10 protein-coding genes are annotated in these 15916 nt (G+C 32.1%); 5 read left to right on the top strand and 5 right to left on the bottom strand.

Annotated elements, in window-relative coordinates; genetic code table 11:
- Window positions 1-12 precede the first annotated feature (12 nt).
- Window positions 13-2769, bottom strand: a complete 2757-nt coding sequence (locus tag D1817_02965; protein AXT18864.1) for a 2-oxoglutarate dehydrogenase E1 component — start codon at window positions 2767-2769, stop codon at window positions 13-15.
- A gap of 153 nt (window positions 2770-2922) precedes the next feature.
- On the opposite strand from D1817_02965, the gene D1817_02960 reads away from it, so the two are divergent.
- Complete coding sequence (locus tag D1817_02960) at window positions 2923-3420, top strand: alpha-ketoglutarate decarboxylase (GenBank protein ID AXT21213.1); 498 nt, start codon at window positions 2923-2925, stop codon at window positions 3418-3420.
- Here D1817_02960 and D1817_02955 read toward each other — a convergent pair.
- Both D1817_02955 and D1817_02950 read right to left on the bottom strand, forming a co-directional pair.
- Window positions 3417-3764 carry a hypothetical protein gene (locus D1817_02955; GenBank protein AXT18863.1) on the bottom strand — a complete coding sequence of 116 codons (348 nt, stop codon included), beginning with the start codon at window positions 3762-3764 and terminating at the stop codon, window positions 3417-3419. The genes D1817_02960 and D1817_02955 overlap by 4 nt on opposite strands.
- Window positions 3764-4738 carry a polyprenyl synthetase family protein gene (locus tag D1817_02950; protein AXT18862.1) on the bottom strand — a complete coding sequence of 325 codons (975 nt, stop codon included), beginning with the start codon at window positions 4736-4738 and terminating at the stop codon, window positions 3764-3766. Before D1817_02950 ends, D1817_02955 begins: the two co-directional genes overlap by 1 nt.
- Window positions 4739-4862: 124 nt before the next feature.
- Here D1817_02950 and D1817_02945 point away from each other — a divergent pair, with 124 nt between their 5' ends.
- The 4 genes from D1817_02945 to D1817_02930 are packed head-to-tail and all read left to right on the top strand — an operon-like array spanning window position 4863 to window position 11527.
- Window positions 4863-5468 carry a TetR/AcrR family transcriptional regulator gene (locus D1817_02945; GenBank protein ID AXT18861.1) on the top strand — a complete coding sequence of 202 codons (606 nt, stop codon included), beginning with the start codon at window positions 4863-4865 and terminating at the stop codon, window positions 5466-5468.
- On the top strand, window positions 5469-6839 hold the full coding sequence (locus tag D1817_02940; protein AXT18860.1) for a TolC family protein: 1371 nt from the start codon (window positions 5469-5471) through the stop codon (window positions 6837-6839).
- A gap of 21 nt (window positions 6840-6860) precedes the next feature.
- Complete coding sequence (locus D1817_02935; GenBank protein AXT18859.1) at window positions 6861-8009, top strand: efflux RND transporter periplasmic adaptor subunit; 1149 nt, start codon at window positions 6861-6863, stop codon at window positions 8007-8009.
- Between the two features lie 2 nt (window positions 8010-8011).
- Window positions 8012-11527, top strand: a complete 3516-nt coding sequence (locus tag D1817_02930) for an efflux RND transporter permease subunit (protein AXT18858.1) — start codon at window positions 8012-8014, stop codon at window positions 11525-11527.
- Window positions 11528-11589: 62 nt separating this feature from the next.
- Here the strand turns inward: D1817_02930 and D1817_02925 are convergent, their stop codons facing one another.
- Both D1817_02925 and D1817_02920 read right to left on the bottom strand, forming a co-directional pair.
- A complete protein-coding gene (locus D1817_02925; GenBank protein ID AXT18857.1) occupies window positions 11590-12897 on the bottom strand; it encodes a RagB/SusD family nutrient uptake outer membrane protein in 1308 nt (435 codons plus the stop codon).
- 11 nt (window positions 12898-12908) lie between these two features.
- On the bottom strand, window positions 12909-15845 hold the full coding sequence (locus tag D1817_02920; protein AXT18856.1) for a SusC/RagA family TonB-linked outer membrane protein: 2937 nt from the start codon (window positions 15843-15845) through the stop codon (window positions 12909-12911).
- Window positions 15846-15916: the final 71 nt, after the last annotated feature.

Raw genomic sequence — 15916 nt, 5'->3', positions numbered from 1 at the left:
ATATTGTTTGTTTTAATATCTCTGATTGTTTTTTGTGCTATCAAACACGTAATCTATAACTTCTTGATGACGTATTTTAGATCGAGTTGAGCTTCCTGCTGCTGGAGCTCCATAAGCTCTTCTTGTTGCTGGTCTGAAATTTTTAGCCACTTCTAAATGCATTAATATATGACTATATGCTCCCATATTTCTTGGCTCTTCCTGCGCCCAAACTATATCATTTGCATTCTTATACTTTTTCAATATATCTTGAATAGCATCAACAGGTAAAGGAAATAGTTGCTCTATTCTTACCAATGCAACATCCTGACGTTCTAGTTTTTCTTGTTCTTCTAATAAATCATAATAAAATTTACCTGTTACAAAAACTAATGTTTTTATATTAGAAATTTTTGCAGTAGCATCATCAATGACAGTTTGAAAACTTCCATTGGCAAATTCTGATACTGAAGACACTACTTTTGGATGACGTAATAAACTTTTTGGTGTAAATACAATTAATGGTTTTCTGTAATCTGCTTTCATCTGTTTACGCAGCAAATGAAACATATTGGCTGGTGTAGAACAATCTGCAACAAACATATTATCTTTTGCACATAATTGTAAATAGCGTTCCATACGCCCAGATGAATGTTCTGCACCTTGTCCTTCATACCCATGAGGCAATAACATTACCAATCCGTTTTGAAGTTTCCACTTATCCTCTGCAGAAGAAATATATTGGTCTAACATAATTTGTGCTCCGTTACCAAAATCTCCAAACTGTGCTTCCCAAATAGTCAATGTATTTGGGCTTGCCATAGCATAACCATAATCAAAACCTACAACCCCATATTCTGAAAGCAGTGAGTTATAAATAGAGAATTGTCCTTGAGTATCACTTACATTTTCTAACAAGATCACCTCTTCTTCGCTATCTTCAACTTTTACTACTGCATGTCGATGAGAAAAAGTACCACGTTCAACATCCTGGCCAGATATTCTAACATTAAAGCCTTCTTCTAATAAAGACCCATAGGCTAAATGTTCTGCCATTGCCCAATCTAATTTATCTTCATCATACATTTTCTTTCTTGACTGAATTAGACGCTCTATTTTACGAATAAATTTTTTGTCGCTAGGTAAAGTAGAAATAACATCCGTTATTTTAGATAATTTTTCTTTTGAGTAAGTAGTATCTACATCATTAACCATTACATTTTCATCTGCAAGATTAAAACCTTGCCATGCATCTTGCATAAATGGTGTGATTACAGTTTTATCTTCTTTACGAGAATCTTCTAGTTTTTCTTCTAAAGATGCTTTATAAGTTTTTTCTAATTCTAAAACATAATTATTATCAATAACATTTTCTGCTAATAATTTTTCAGCATAAATATCTCTAGGGTTACTATGTTTTGAAATCGCTTTATATAATTTTGGCTGTGTAAATCGAGGTTCATCTCCTTCATTATGACCATACTTTCTATAACCCAATAAATCGATAAACACATCTCGTTTAAATTCCATTCTAAAATCTAAAGCAAACGTTATCGCATGTACTACAGCTTCTGCATCATCTGCATTAACATGTAATACTGGAGATAAGGTTACTTTACCTACATCTGTACAGTATGTACTTGAACGCGCATCTAAATAATTAGTGGTAAACCCAATTTGGTTATTTATTACTATATGAATTGTACCACTAGTTTTATAACCATCTAATTGTGCCATTTGCACAACTTCATATACTAAACCTTGACCAGCAATTGCAGCATCTCCATGTACTACAATTGGTAATACTTCAGATGGGCTTGAATCGTTTTTATCTTGTTTTGCTCTTGTAATTCCTTCAACAACTGCACCTACAGTTTCTAAATGTGAAGGATTAGGAGCTATATTTAAATTTATTTTCTTACCAGAATCAGTTAAACGATCACTCGTCCAGCCTAAATGATATTTCACATCACCATCAAAAACTTCCTGTTCATAATCCTTACCATCAAACTCACTAAATACATCTTTAGCAGATTTACCAAAAATATTTATCAATGTATTTAAACGGCCACGATGAGCCATTCCCATAACAAATTCCTTAACTCCATATTCAGCAGCTTTTTCTATAACAGCATCTAGTGCTGGAATTAAAGATTCTCCTCCTTCTAATGAAAATCGTTTTTGACCTACATATTTTGTGTGTAAGAACGATTCAAAAGAAACAGCTTCATTAAGTTTTTTAAGAATATGTTTTTTTTGTTCTATTGAAAAACTAGGCTGATTATCGTTAATATTAAGTTTATTTTGAATCCAGAGAATTTCTTTTGGCTCTCTTATATACATATATTCAACCCCGATAGAGCTACAATAAATTTTCTCTAAATGACTAATAATTTCACGAAGTGTTTGCGAGCCAATACCTAAGATGTCTCCAGCAGAAAATACTGTATCTAGATCGGCTACAGACAATCCAAATTCTTCAATAGCTAACGATGGTTCATATTTCCTACGTTCGCGAACTGGATTTGTTTTAGTAAATAGATGTCCACGACTTCTATAATTATCTATTAATTTAACAACTTGAAATTCCTTCTGAACTTGTTCTGGAATTTGTGTATTTACGCCTTCTATAGTTTCATCATCTATTTGGTAACTATCACTACCAAAATCATAGCCTTGAAAAAAAGCCCTCCAACTCGGTTCTACTGAGTCAGGACTTCTTAAATATTGCTCATATAATTCTGAAAAAAATGAAGTATGAGCTGCGTTTAAAAAAGAATATTTGTCCATTATTATGTATAAGACGTTCTTGCTTCAATATAATTTCGTCAAAAGTACAATTTTTAGCAAAATTAGATGTGATTTTGTTATATTTATATGAATCCTATTCTATCAAAATAATGTATTATGTGCTTTATAAATTCATTTAAATTAAAATCTATAATTCTCTTTACCTTTGGGTGTTTTCTTTTTACATCATCTGTTTTTACACAAAATAGAAATTCTGATCATTTTTGGAATCATGTTCGCTTTGGAGGGGGCATAGGACTAAGTTTTGGAGATGGCTTTTTTAGTGGGACTTTAGCGCCTAGTGCTATATATCAATTTAATAATCAATTTTCATTGGGCATTGGACTTAATGGCTCGTATTCAAATAGTCGAAATGATTTTAACTCTACAATTCTTGGAGCTAGCATTATAAGTTTATTTAATCCCATTTATGAAATACAATTATCTGCTGAGTTCGAGCAATTAAATGTGACTCAAAATTTTGATGATCCAATTTTTATAGATGATAATTTTTGGTTTCCAGCACTATACCTAGGTATTGGTTATAATTCTGGCAATGTAACTTTTGGTGTTCGATATGATGTATTGTATGATGACGACGATAGTATTTTTGCAGATCCTTGGGCGCCATTTGTGCGTGTTTACTTTTAATATTTGTTCCTAAGCCAAACTTTTTGCCATTCACGTTGCAAAATTAAAAATGATACTTGATTTGATAGCTCAACAACATCATCTCCATTTAATTCTTTTACTTTATATTCTGGGACATCTATAATATAGAGTAAGTTTAAATATTCTGCGAATTTTCCCTGAATTAAGCGATATATTTTTTCGTGAAGTTCTTGTTTTAAAACCTTAGGTAAAATATCAGCACTAAATTGTAAATCTATATTTGCCAATAAAAAATCTTTATTAATTTGATGAACTAGTTTTTCATATAAGCTTAATGCATTGGCTTCTTCAATTAATTCATTAAATGTAATTGGTAATTTCATTATACATTTCTAATCATTAAGGCTTCTCCAAATGTTCTTAAAATTGCTTTTTTATCTTCTGTTATATTAATCGCTTCTAAAATAGAAAAAGCTTTATTTGTATAATTTTCAATTTCTTTCTGAGTCATTTCTGCTGCGCCACTTTCCTTAAAAATATGCTTTACGACCTCTATTTTTTCATTATTGTTATGAGACGAAAAACTAAATAAGTGTTGTAATTGCATTTTATCTTCTTCTGAAGAGAATTCTAATGCTTTTATATATAAATATGTTTTTTTATTCTCTATAATATCACCTCCAACTTGCTTGCCAAAAGTTTCTGCATTACCAAAAGCATCTAAATAGTCATCTTGCAATTGAAATGCTAGTCCTAAATTTCTTCCAAATTCATAAATTGCACTTTGACACTCAAGAGAAGCACCAGCTACAATGGCTCCCATCTGCATTGCTGCTCCTACTAAAACAGCAGTCTTATACTCTATCATTTTTAAATACTCCTCAACAGAAACATTGTCTATAATTTCAAAATCTACATCGTACTGTTGCCCTTCACAAACTTGTATTGCTGTTTTACTAAATAATTTTGCTAAATCTCTAAATACATCACTATCATAATTTTCGAAAAGCTGATATGCTAAAATTAGCATTGCATCACCAGATAAAATCCCAGTATTCACATCCCATTTCTCGTGAACAGTGTCTTTACCTCTTCGTAACGGAGCATTATCCATAATATCGTCATGGACTAGAGAAAAATTATGAAACACTTCAACCGCCAAAGCAGCATCAAGTGCTTTTTTATATGTAACACCAAAAATCTCAGAAGTCATCAAGGTTAATACTGGTCTTAGACGTTTCCCTCCTAATTCTAAAATATATTTAATAGGTGCGTAAAGATTATTTGGCTCTCCAAATTCAGAGTTTTTTTCTAAATAATTTAGAAATTTATTTTGATATGTTTCTATTGATTGCATTCTACAAAAATAGCGGAATTCACCACATTAAAAATAGCCTAACGTAAATATTAAGTTTTATTTACATTAAAACTTTGGAAACTATTTTTGTTTTTAAAGTTTCCTTTATATATTTGCATCCGATATGAGAGAAAAAATAATATTAAATGCTTCTGATTTATTTTTAACCTATGGGTTTAAAAGTGTTACAATGGATGATATTTCTAATGCTATGGGGATTTCAAAAAAAACCATCTACCAACACTTTAATAATAAAACTGATTTAGTTGAAGCCACTACGTTGAGTTTATTTGAGCTCATTTCGCACGGAATTGATCAAATTTGTGCTTTAGAAAATTGCCCAATTGAAGAAATTTATGATATCAAGCAATTTGTGATGAAACATTTAAAAGATGAAAAATCATCACCTCAATATCAACTTCAAAAATACTATCCTCAAATTTGCGCTACCTTAAAAGATAAGCAGTTTAATGTAATGCACAGTTGTGTTATAAAAAATTTAGAACGAGGTATTCATCTTAATTTATATAGAGATAATATAAATCCAGAATTTATTGCTAGAATATATTTTAGTGGTATGACTGCAATTAAGGATAAAGATTTATTCTCTAATGATAAGTTTTCAATAAAAATGTTAATGGGGAATTTTTTAGAATATCACTTAAGAGGAATTTGCACACCAGAAGGTATTAAAAAATTAAATAAAGTAATCAACAAAAAACAAATTTAAATGAAGTTTAGATTAATACTAACATTAAGCTTACTGACTATATTTTTTGGGTTTTCTCAAGAAACCTCACAGAGTTTTAGTTTACAAGAAGCTATAGATTATGCTTTAGAGCACAACAAAAATGTTAAAGCAGCTAAGCTCGATATAGAAGCAGCTAAGCAACAAAAATGGGAAACCACTACTATTGGATTGCCTCAAGTGAGTGCTAATATTGAATATCAGAATTTTATAGAACAAGGTTCTGCTTTTTTACCTGCAATTTTATTATCAGATCAATTACGTAATGATTTAGGTTTAGGTATCGAAGATCAGTTTCCAGCAGTTTTTGGAACAAGTCAAAATATAAATGCGACTGTAACTCTAAATCAATTAATTTTTGATGGCTCCTATATAGTAGGATTACAATCGGCAAAAGTATTTTTAGAAATTTCTAAAAATGCAAAAGAAAAAACAGAGTTAGAAATCAGAAAAGCAGTTATTGATGCTTATGGAAATGTATTGCTAGCTGAAGAAAGTGTAACTATTTTAGAACGCAATATTTCTGTACTTCAAAAAAACCTTGACGAAACTACTAAAATTTATGAAAATGGTTTAGAAGAAGAAGAAAGTGTAGAGCAATTGCAAATTACGTTAGCTGGTGTGCAAAGTAATTTAAAAAACACCTTGCGATTAAAGAATTTAGCATATCAAATGCTAAATATTACTTTAGGGTTAGATGTAAACTCTAACACTACAATTACTGATAATTTAGAAAGTTTAACTTCTAGAAATATTGTTTTAAGTTTATTATCTGCTGATGAAGATGTCACAAATACAATAGATTATAAAATTGCAGCAAACGATAAAGAGTCCAAAGAGTTATTATTAAAGTTAGAAAAAAGTAAAGCATTACCAACTTTAAGCGCTTTTATAAATGGAGGATATACAGGAAATAGCGAAAGCTTCACTTTTTTAGATCGTTCACAACAATGGTTTGGTTCTTCTCTTTTTGGTGTGAGCTTAAACGTTCCTATTTTTAGTTCAGGAAAACGGAGTGCTGCTACTAAACGTGCTAGAATTAATCTTGAAAAATCTGAAGCAGATCTTAACGATACTGAACAACAATTAAAATTACAAGTTGCAGCAGCTAAAGGTGATTATCAATTTTCGATTGAAGATTATGAAAACAAAAAACAGAATCTAAATTTAGCCGAACGTATCGAAAAGAAAAATCAAACAAAATATTTTGAAGGAATAGCTTCCAGTTTCGAATTAAGACAAGCACAAGTCCAATTATATACATCTCAACAAGAGTTTTTACAAGCAATGCTTAATGTAATTACTAAAAAAACAGAATTAGAAACTGTACTTAACGAAATTCCTAAAAACTAAGTCTCAAGAAAAACATATACAATGAAACATACATTAATTATATTATTGACCAGCTTTCTTTTTGTATCCTGCGGAAACAAAAATGAGAATACTATAGAAGCTATTTTAGCTTCAGATGACCTTTCAAAAATTAAAGAAAAGAGAGATGAAGTTGTTTCTCAATTACAAGAATTGGATAACAAAATCAAAACTTTAGATACTGTTAAAAATAATTTATTAATAACAACATTTATAGCTAAAGACACTGTATTTAATCACTATTTAGAGCTTCAAGGTAGTGTACAAACTAAACAAAACCTTGTTGTTTATCCAGAAACGGCAGGCATATTAAAACGTGTTTTCGTAAAAGAAGGACAAACTGTAAATAAAGGGCAAATTATTGCTTCAATTGATGATGGTGGTCTTGGCCAACAAGTTTCACAATTACAAATTCAAGCAGATTTAGCTAAAACTACTTTTGAGCGACAGGAACGTCTTTGGAATCAAAAAATAGGGAGTGAAATACAATACCTTCAAGCAAAATCATCATACGAAGCACAACAAAAAGCAGTAGATCAGCTTAACGCTCAATTAAACAAAACTAATGTAAGGGCGCCTTTTTCTGGTGTTATTGATGATGTTATTACTGAACAAGGAGCAGTTGTAGTTCCAGGACAATCACAATTAGTTCGCATTGTAAATCTCAGCAATATGTATATTGAAACTGATGTACCTGAAAGTTATATTTCAAATATTACTAAAAATAAAGATGTACAAGTTGAGTTTCCTGTGTTAGGAACAACAATGGAAGCTAAAATCCGCCAAGCAGGTAATTTCATAAATCCTTCTAATCGAACTTTTAAAGTAGAAGTTGCTATTCCAAATAAAGATAAAACGATAAAACCAAACCTTACTGCTAAACTTAAGATTAATGATTACACGAATGAGAAAGCAGTATTAATTCCGCAAAGCATTATTTCTGAAGACGCTAATGGTCAACAATACATTTATATTATTAAAGACAAAACATCTAATAATGATGGTATTACCGAAAGGCGAGATATTGAGACTGGCAAAACACAAGGCGATAATATTGAAATACTAAGTGGTATCGAAAACGGTGTAGAGATCGTTAATGAAGGTGCTCGTAATGTAAGAAATGGTCAATCGGTAACAGTTAAAAATCAATAATTATGGCTAAGAAAAAAAAGAAAGTCGATAAAGAGTTTGGTTTATCTTCTTGGGCTATTAACAATAAAACTACCATTTATGTAGTCATGGTTTTAATTCTCATCCTTGGTATCTCAGCATATTTTGCAATGCCAAGAGAGAATTTCCCGGAAATTAGAGAAACCAAAATTTATATTAGCTCTGTATTTCCAGGGAATACTGCTGAAGATATAGAAAAACTTATTACAGATCCTTTAGAAGATAAGCTTAAAACAGTTAGTAATGTAGTAGAGATAACTTCCACTTCTCAAGAAGACTATTCCATTATTATAGTTGAGTTTGATGAAAACCTCACTGTAGATGCTGCTAAACAAAAAGTAAAAGATGAAGTCGATTCGGAAACTTCTAGTGAAGATTGGCCAACATTTAATGGTGCCAAAGTCGAACCTAATGTTTTTGAATTAAGTCTTTCTGAAGAACTTCCAATTCTTAACATCAATATTTCAGGAGATTATCCTGTTCAAAAATTAAAAGAATTTGGCGAATATCTTCAAGATGAAATTGAAGATCTTCAAGAAATAAAAGAAGTAGCTATTAGAGGGGCTCAAGATAAAGAAGTTGAAGTTGCTGTAGATATCTATAAAATGATGGCTGCTCAGGTAAGCTTTAATGATGTTATTAACGCAATAAATAATGAAAATGTGACTATGTCTGCTGGAAATTTAATTGCTAGTGGACAACGACGCACCATCAGAATTTTAGGTGAAATTGACACTCCTAATCAGTTAGAAAATTTTGTTGTAAAATCTGAAGATAATAGCCCCATTTATTTAAAGGATATAGCAACTGTTTCTTTTAAAGAAAAAGAGCGCACCACTTATGCAAGAGAGTTTGAAGATCGTGTTGTTATGCTCGATGTAAAAAAACGCTCGGGGAAAAACATGGTTGCCGCTGCTGAACAAATACAAACTATTTTAAAAGAAACCAAAGAAAATAATATCCTTCCGAGTGATTTAAAGATAACTGTTACCAACGATCAGTCTTCTAAAACTATTGGTCAGGTAGATGATTTGGTAAACAATATCATTTTTGGAATTATTCTGGTAGTTACTGTATTAATGTTCTTTTTAGGATTTAAAAATGCTTTGTTTGTCGGGTTTGCTATACCAATGTCAATGTTTATGTCATTGATGATTCTTAATGCTTTAGGCTATACGATGAATACCATGATTCTTTTTGGTCTAATTATGGGATTAGGAATGTTAGTAGATAACGGAATTGTAGTGGTAGAAAACGTATATCGTCTAATGGATGAAGAAGGCTTAAGTAGGGTTGAAGCAGCCAAAAAAGGAATAGGCGAGATCGCGTTCCCTATTATTATTTCTACATTAACTACAGTTGCAGCTTTTATTCCATTAGGCTTATGGCCAGGAGTTATGGGGCAATTTATGATCTATTTTCCAGTGACATTATCGGTAGTATTAGGATCGTCTTTATTTGTTGCTATCTTTTTTAATTCTGTAATGGTTTCTCAATTTATGAGTACTGAAGATAGAGACATGCCCTTAAAACGTATAGTCACTATATCTTCAATCGTTGCTATAACAGGGATATTAATTCTTCTTTTTGGAGGTACATATAAAGCTATCGGGAGTATTATGATATTTACTGCAATCATGCTTTGGGTATATCGTTTGGTATTGAGAAAAGCTGCCAATTACTTTCAAAATAAAATTTTACCACGTTGGGAGCGTTTTTATGAAAAAGCTTTACGCGGTGCGTTAAAAGGATGGAGACCTATAGGAATTAGTGTAGGGACATTTATATTACTATTCATTGCTTTTGGTGGTTTTGGAGCTTCAGTACAAAGTCAAAGAACAAAAGTGGAATTCTTCCCAGATAATTCTCCTAATCAAATTATTGTTTATATCGAATACCCTGAAGGCACAGATATTGAAAAAACAAATACCATTACAAGTGATATAGAAAAACGTGTTTATACCATTATTAATTCTGGAGAATATTTAGATACAAATGGAGAAAACTTTTTAGTAGAGAGTTCAGTTTCTCAAGTAGGTGAAGGTGCCGGAAATCCACAAACTGACGGAGGTTCTGCTGCAGAAATGCCACATCGAGGCAAAATTACAGCTTCTATGCGAGAATATAAATTTAGAAAAGGAGCTGACAGTAAAGTACTTCAAAAGAAAATCCAAGAAGCTTTAAAAGGTATTTATCCAGGTGTTGCAATTTCTGTTGAAAAGGATGCTGTTGGCCCTCCTGCTGGTTATCCTATTAATATTGAACTAGAAGGCGATAATTATGTCGAATTAATTACGACCGCTGAAGCCATGAAAAGCTACTTAAATACTAAAAATATTCCTGGCATCGATGAGCTTAAAATAGATGTAAATAGAGCTAAACCTGCTATGCAAGTAAAAGTAGATCGTAAAAAATCTGGTGAATTAGGAGTTAGCACAGGTCAGGTTGGGCAGCAATTACGTAATTCTATTTTTGGAGCAAAAGCTGGAATCTATAAAGAAGGTGGTGATGATTATGATATTTACGTTCGTTTTAACAAAGATAATAAATACAACACTAGTGCTATCTTCAATCAAAATATAACCTTTAGAGATAACTCTGGAAAAATTAAAGAAATTCCAATTTCTACAGTAGCTAAACAAGTAAATAGTTCAGGTTTTAGTGCTATTAAACATAAAGATGTAAAGCGTGTAGTAACTGTATATTCAGCATTAGCACCAGGTTTTACAGATGCAGGAGCTATTGTAGCAAAGATTCAAAGCGAGATGCTTAATTTTAATGGTGTTCCTAATAGCGTTAAAATAGATTATACCGGACAGATTGAAGAGCAAGCTAAACAAATGTCTTTTTTAATGGGTGCATTTTTTACAGGATTAGGATTAATCTTTTTCATATTGATATTTCAATTTAATTCTGTATCAAAACCTGGCATTATTATGTTAGCTATCTTTTTAAGTTTAATTGGTGTGTTTGGAGGAATTGTTGCTACAGGTAGTTCTTTCGTAATCATGATGACTATGATGGGGATCATATCTCTAGCAGGAATTGTAGTAAATAATGGAGTAGTTCTTTTAGATTATACACAACTCTTAATAGACCGTAAAAAAGAAGAACAAAATCTTGACGAGAAGGATTATGTAGATAATCTTACTCTATTAGAGTGTGTTATAAAAGCTGGAAAAGCACGTTTACGCCCTGTATTACTAACTGCTATTACAACCATCCTAGGATTAATACCACTAGCTACTGGTTTAAATATTAATTTCTACACATTGTTTAGCGAATTTGATGCTAATATATATGTAGGTGGAGATAATGTGATTTTCTGGGGACCATTGGCTTGGACTGTAATCTATGGTCTGTTCATCGCTACATTCTTAACTTTAGTTGTCGTTCCTATATTATTTTATTTAGTGACACGATTTAAAATGTGGCTGCGAAATAGATCTGTTCCAAAAGAAACAGAGTTAGTTACTGGAGATTTAGTTTTAGATAAATAGAATAAAAAAAGCCGAAACTTAAAGTTTCGGCTTTTTTTATTAAATGGTTATTCTCAATTATACTACTGAACCTCAAAAGGTGGAATAGGGAATTGTGTATGTATAATATCACCAGCTCTATCAATTGGCAGAAAATTATCATTTAATCGATTATATCTTCTCAAATCAAACATTGTTTGACCTTCTGCCCAGAAAGAATATGATCTGTTATACAACATTTCATCAATAAGTTCTGCTTCCATTACAGGTCCTGAATAATTTGGCAAACCATGCGTATTACGTATTACATCTAATGCCATTACTGCTTCAGGAAAATTTCCCAACTGAATATTGGCTTCAGCATAAATTAAAATTAACTCTTCATTACGAATATGATCTATAGGTGAAGTTGCACTTGCATACAAAGCTATTTCATGAGTTCCATTCAAGCCATCTCTTGCCACTGGATCATCTCTCAGGCGGAACTTATTAATTCTTGTATCTCCTGTTTGGATATCATCGATGAAACGATTATGAACAACAAACTGATCTCCACTTTGTTGAGGTGCTTTAAAAATTGGATTTAATAACTCTGTTCCTCCTTGTGCATACACTCTTTTTGGCCCAACGGTAACATCTCCACTCATATCAAAGAAAGAATCTTGCAACATAGCTAATGCTCCTGCATAATCTTCTTGATAAATAGCTACACGAGCAGCAATCGCTCTGTTGAATTGAGCAAATGTTTCTGGTGTATTAAAGCCTTCAAAGCCTGAAGAAAAAATAAATGAAAATTCTGCAGCATTTTGCAATTCTGAAAAACCTTCATCCAACATATTTCTAATAGCCTGAAAACCATCACTTTCACTAACAAAAGGGCCTAAATTATTAGGGTCCGAAATATCAATTCTTACACCATTTGTTCCTAATAAACTAAGCACATCTAAAAGCATGTACCCTCTATAAGTAAGAGCAGCTCCTCTGTATCCTCTGCGTTGTGCATCGGTCACCCCTGCATTATCTACTGCATCCAATACAAAATCAGCATTCTTTACTGCTTGATATCTAGCAAATAAAGTTCCTGTTAGTTGAGGTTCTGAACCTGTTAACATAACTCCATCTTTGCCTATCAACGTAGCTGTTGTTGTTGGGTCAGAAGCATTAAAATCATATAACTCTCTGGCTATAGATCCTGTTGCTGTTATAAATCCTCCTACACCACTACGAGCTTTAGATTCTAATCCTTGAATTAAAAAATTCAATGTCTCTTCTGTAGGGTTGGATAGTATATTTTCGACCCCAGGTTGATTTGGATCAGTTATCTCATCCAAAGAACAAGAAACCAATAATAAAATGGTTCCTAATAGTTTAATTTTATTTAAAGTTTTCATAATTATTTTTTTTAAAACGTTAATCCTAAATGAAAATAAAACTGCCTTGCGCTAGGAAAAGGAGCAACTTCAATTCCTTGAGAAAGTCCTGACGGACCGAATGCTGAAGTTTCAGGATCATAACTAGAGTAATCAGTAATAGTAATTATATTTTTTCCCGAAATACCTATACGTGCTTCTCTAAAAAACTCTTTAAAAACAGGTAAAGTATAATATAATCCTATTTCTCTTAAACGTAAATACGTTCCATCTTCAATATAACCAGCGGCTCCAAAAGTTCCAAATCTTGGATTAGCGATAACATTAGGATCATCTAAATCTGGTGTTACACCACCAAAATCAGAAAGTAATTTAGTTAAATTCAATACATCACCTCCTTGTTTCAAATGCCAGAGAAACGTTAAGTCGAAATTCTTTAAAAAGTTAATTTGATTAAACCAACTCATTTCAAAATCAGGAGCTGCATCTCCAATGATAGTTGTAACCCCTCCTATATTTGCAGCCAACGACGTTGCAGTTTCTCCTTCTCGTATAAATGAACTACCAAAAGTTAAACTAAACCCCTCTCCAGCAGGTTGAAACTCTCCAACACCTAAACGTTCTACATCAGCTGTATTTTTCCAAAGGTTAAGTCTGGTGTTCCAATTAATATTATCTTTATTTATTGGGTTTGCATTAAGTGCAATTTCAAAACCTTCATTTCTCAAATCAAAATCATTTCGTATTGTATTAGCAAATCCTGATGATAAAGGAATAGAAGAAAAAGGATAAATAAGGTTTTCAACATCTCTAATATACCCAGTGAGTTCAAGTCCTATTTTTCCTTCTAAAAAAGAAAAGTCAACTCCAAATTCTACTTCTTGAGAAGTTTCTGGCTCAAGTCCAGGGTCTCCTAATTGTGCTGCTATGTTATTTTGCCCTACTGTAGGTAATCCTAAGCCCGGAACTCCTCCAATAGAAGTAGGCCCAAGTGGGGTAAATAAAGAACCAAATTGAGCGCTACTGCCAGTTTCACCATATGCAAATCGTACTTTAAATAGATTCACTGCATCCAAATTCCAAAAATCAAAATTTGCAATATTTACTGCTACTGAAGCTCTAGGAAATGCAAAAAACTCATTAGCATCTCCATTAAGGTTTGATTTATCAAATCGGATACCAGCTGTAGCGATAACTCTGTCTTTCCAATTAAAAGTACTTTGTCCTATAATTCCAAATTCTTCTTCTTCGGTAAGTCTTTGAAAAACAGCAAATGAATTTCCTTGAGCTAAGTTTCTTTGTTGAGGAAAAAGTTGTGTCGTTTGGTTTATTACTGAATTACTTTCAAAATTAAGATAGGAAACTCCAAATTGACCATTAATACTAATATCATTATCCGTAAAATAATCAAGTACTGCAAAAGCACTATAATTTAATTGTAAAGAATTACCACTTCCAGCACTCACAAATCCCTGAGTAGTTGCTCTTTGTGTCTGCTGAAATTCTGGAATAAAAACAAATGTATTGCCTTGAAAATAATCCAACCCACCATTTGCTATAAGTTTTAATCTAAAATTATCTTTAGTAATAGCTTTATACTCAATATTACCACCTTGAATATATCGATTCACTTCTTCATAATTATCTATTAAATCTCGATTTAAAATAATATTGGTTGCTGCAAATCTTCCGTCAGGATACACTCCATTTTCATCAGGGAACAAGTTTTCCCAATCTGCAGTTACCAATGCTAAATTGTAACCCACACTAAATCCTCCATTATTTTCATTACCAACAGCTCCACGATCTGCACGGCTATTTATATAATTAGAAGACATTCCTATTTTTAATTTATCATTAAATTTGTGATCTAAATTTAATCGTATTGAATTTCGCTCATATCCGGTTCGCAGCATAATTCCGTCTTCATTTCTCCTGCTTGCATTAAAATAGAATTTCGTTTTATCACCTCCTCCTGACACAGATATCCTGTTATCAATTATTAACCCTTCTTCTCCATATAATTCCTCTTCATAATTAAATATTTGACCTGCCGCAAGAGCTGCTTCAAAAATAGGCACCTCTGCAGCTCCAAAAGTAGAAGCTACTGTAGCTGAAGTAAATTGCCTTCTTCCTGCAAAATTTTGAATCGTATTAAACCCAACATCCTGATTAAACTTAACAGTAGTTTGTCCTGATTTACCTCTTTTAGTTGTAATAATAACTACTCCAGCATTCGCTCTAGTTCCATAAATAGCTGCAGCAGAAGCTCCTTTAAGAATCTCTATTTTTTCTATATCGTCAGGATTAATATCAGAAACTCTATTTGACCCTCCTTCTTCTCTACCTGCATTCGCTCCAGATGCTACAGATGATCCATTTGTAAGCTGTACATTACTAATGTAAACTCCATCTACAATAAATAAAGGTTGATTGTTACCTGACAAAGAAGATATTCCCCTTAATCTAACTGCAGTTTGTCCACCAGGCGCCCCTCCTGATGAGTTAATATTAACTCCTGTTAATTTACCATATAAAGCTCCATCTAAAGTCGATCCAGTAGTAGTTCCTGTAAGTGTTTCGCTATTTACTGTTGAGATACTATTTGCCAAATTAGATCGCTTAATGCTAGAAGCAAGGCCCGTAATGACAACTTCATCTAGTGATGTAGCAGATTCTTGCATTGTTATATTAACCGTACCCGATTGCTCTACAACCCTTTCTATAGTTTCAAATCCTAAAGAAGAGAATACTAATGTTACCGGGAAACTATTTACATTTAAACTGTAATTACCATCAAAGTCCGATGTCGTTCCCGTTGTAGTTCCTTTAATTAAAATGCTCGCTCCTCCTAAAGGGGTGTTTGTAGATCCATCAGTTATTGTACCTTTAATTTGCTGAGCAAATGTGCTTAAAGGTAGGAAAACTAACAAACAGACAAACATTTTAAAAAATAATGTTTTGTTCATAATATTTTGTTTTTTGAATTAATCTCATAAATATCTTAATTATTTATTAAAATTTAAAGAAATTTGTTAAT

The sequence above is a fragment of the Flavobacteriaceae bacterium genome, from assembly GCA_003443635.1.
Lineage (GTDB): Bacteria > Bacteroidota > Bacteroidia > Flavobacteriales > Flavobacteriaceae > AU392.
Note: the sequence above shows the minus strand (reverse complement) of the source record. Positions and strands in the feature narration are given on the sequence as shown.

Bases quoted from the DNA above. Each gene is read 5' to 3' on its own strand.
- D1817_02930 (AXT18858.1), top strand. From the start codon at position 8,012: ATGGCTAAGAAAAAAAAGAAAGTCGATAAAGAGTTTGGTTTATCTTCT.
- D1817_02935 (AXT18859.1), top strand. From the start codon at position 6,861: ATGAAACATACATTAATTATATTATTGACCAGCTTTCTTTTTGTATCC.
- D1817_02925 (AXT18857.1), bottom strand. From the start codon at position 12,897: ATGAAAACTTTAAATAAAATTAAACTATTAGGAACCATTTTATTATTG.
- D1817_02920 (AXT18856.1), bottom strand. From the start codon at position 15,845: ATGAACAAAACATTATTTTTTAAAATGTTTGTCTGTTTGTTAGTTTTC.
- D1817_02950 (AXT18862.1), bottom strand. From the start codon at position 4,738: ATGCAATCAATAGAAACATATCAAAATAAATTTCTAAATTATTTAGAA.
- D1817_02955 (AXT18863.1), bottom strand. From the start codon at position 3,764: ATGAAATTACCAATTACATTTAATGAATTAATTGAAGAAGCCAATGCA.
- D1817_02945 (AXT18861.1), top strand. From the start codon at position 4,863: ATGAGAGAAAAAATAATATTAAATGCTTCTGATTTATTTTTAACCTAT.
- D1817_02940 (AXT18860.1), top strand. From the start codon at position 5,469: ATGAAGTTTAGATTAATACTAACATTAAGCTTACTGACTATATTTTTT.
- D1817_02965 (AXT18864.1), bottom strand. From the start codon at position 2,769: ATGGACAAATATTCTTTTTTAAACGCAGCTCATACTTCATTTTTTTCA.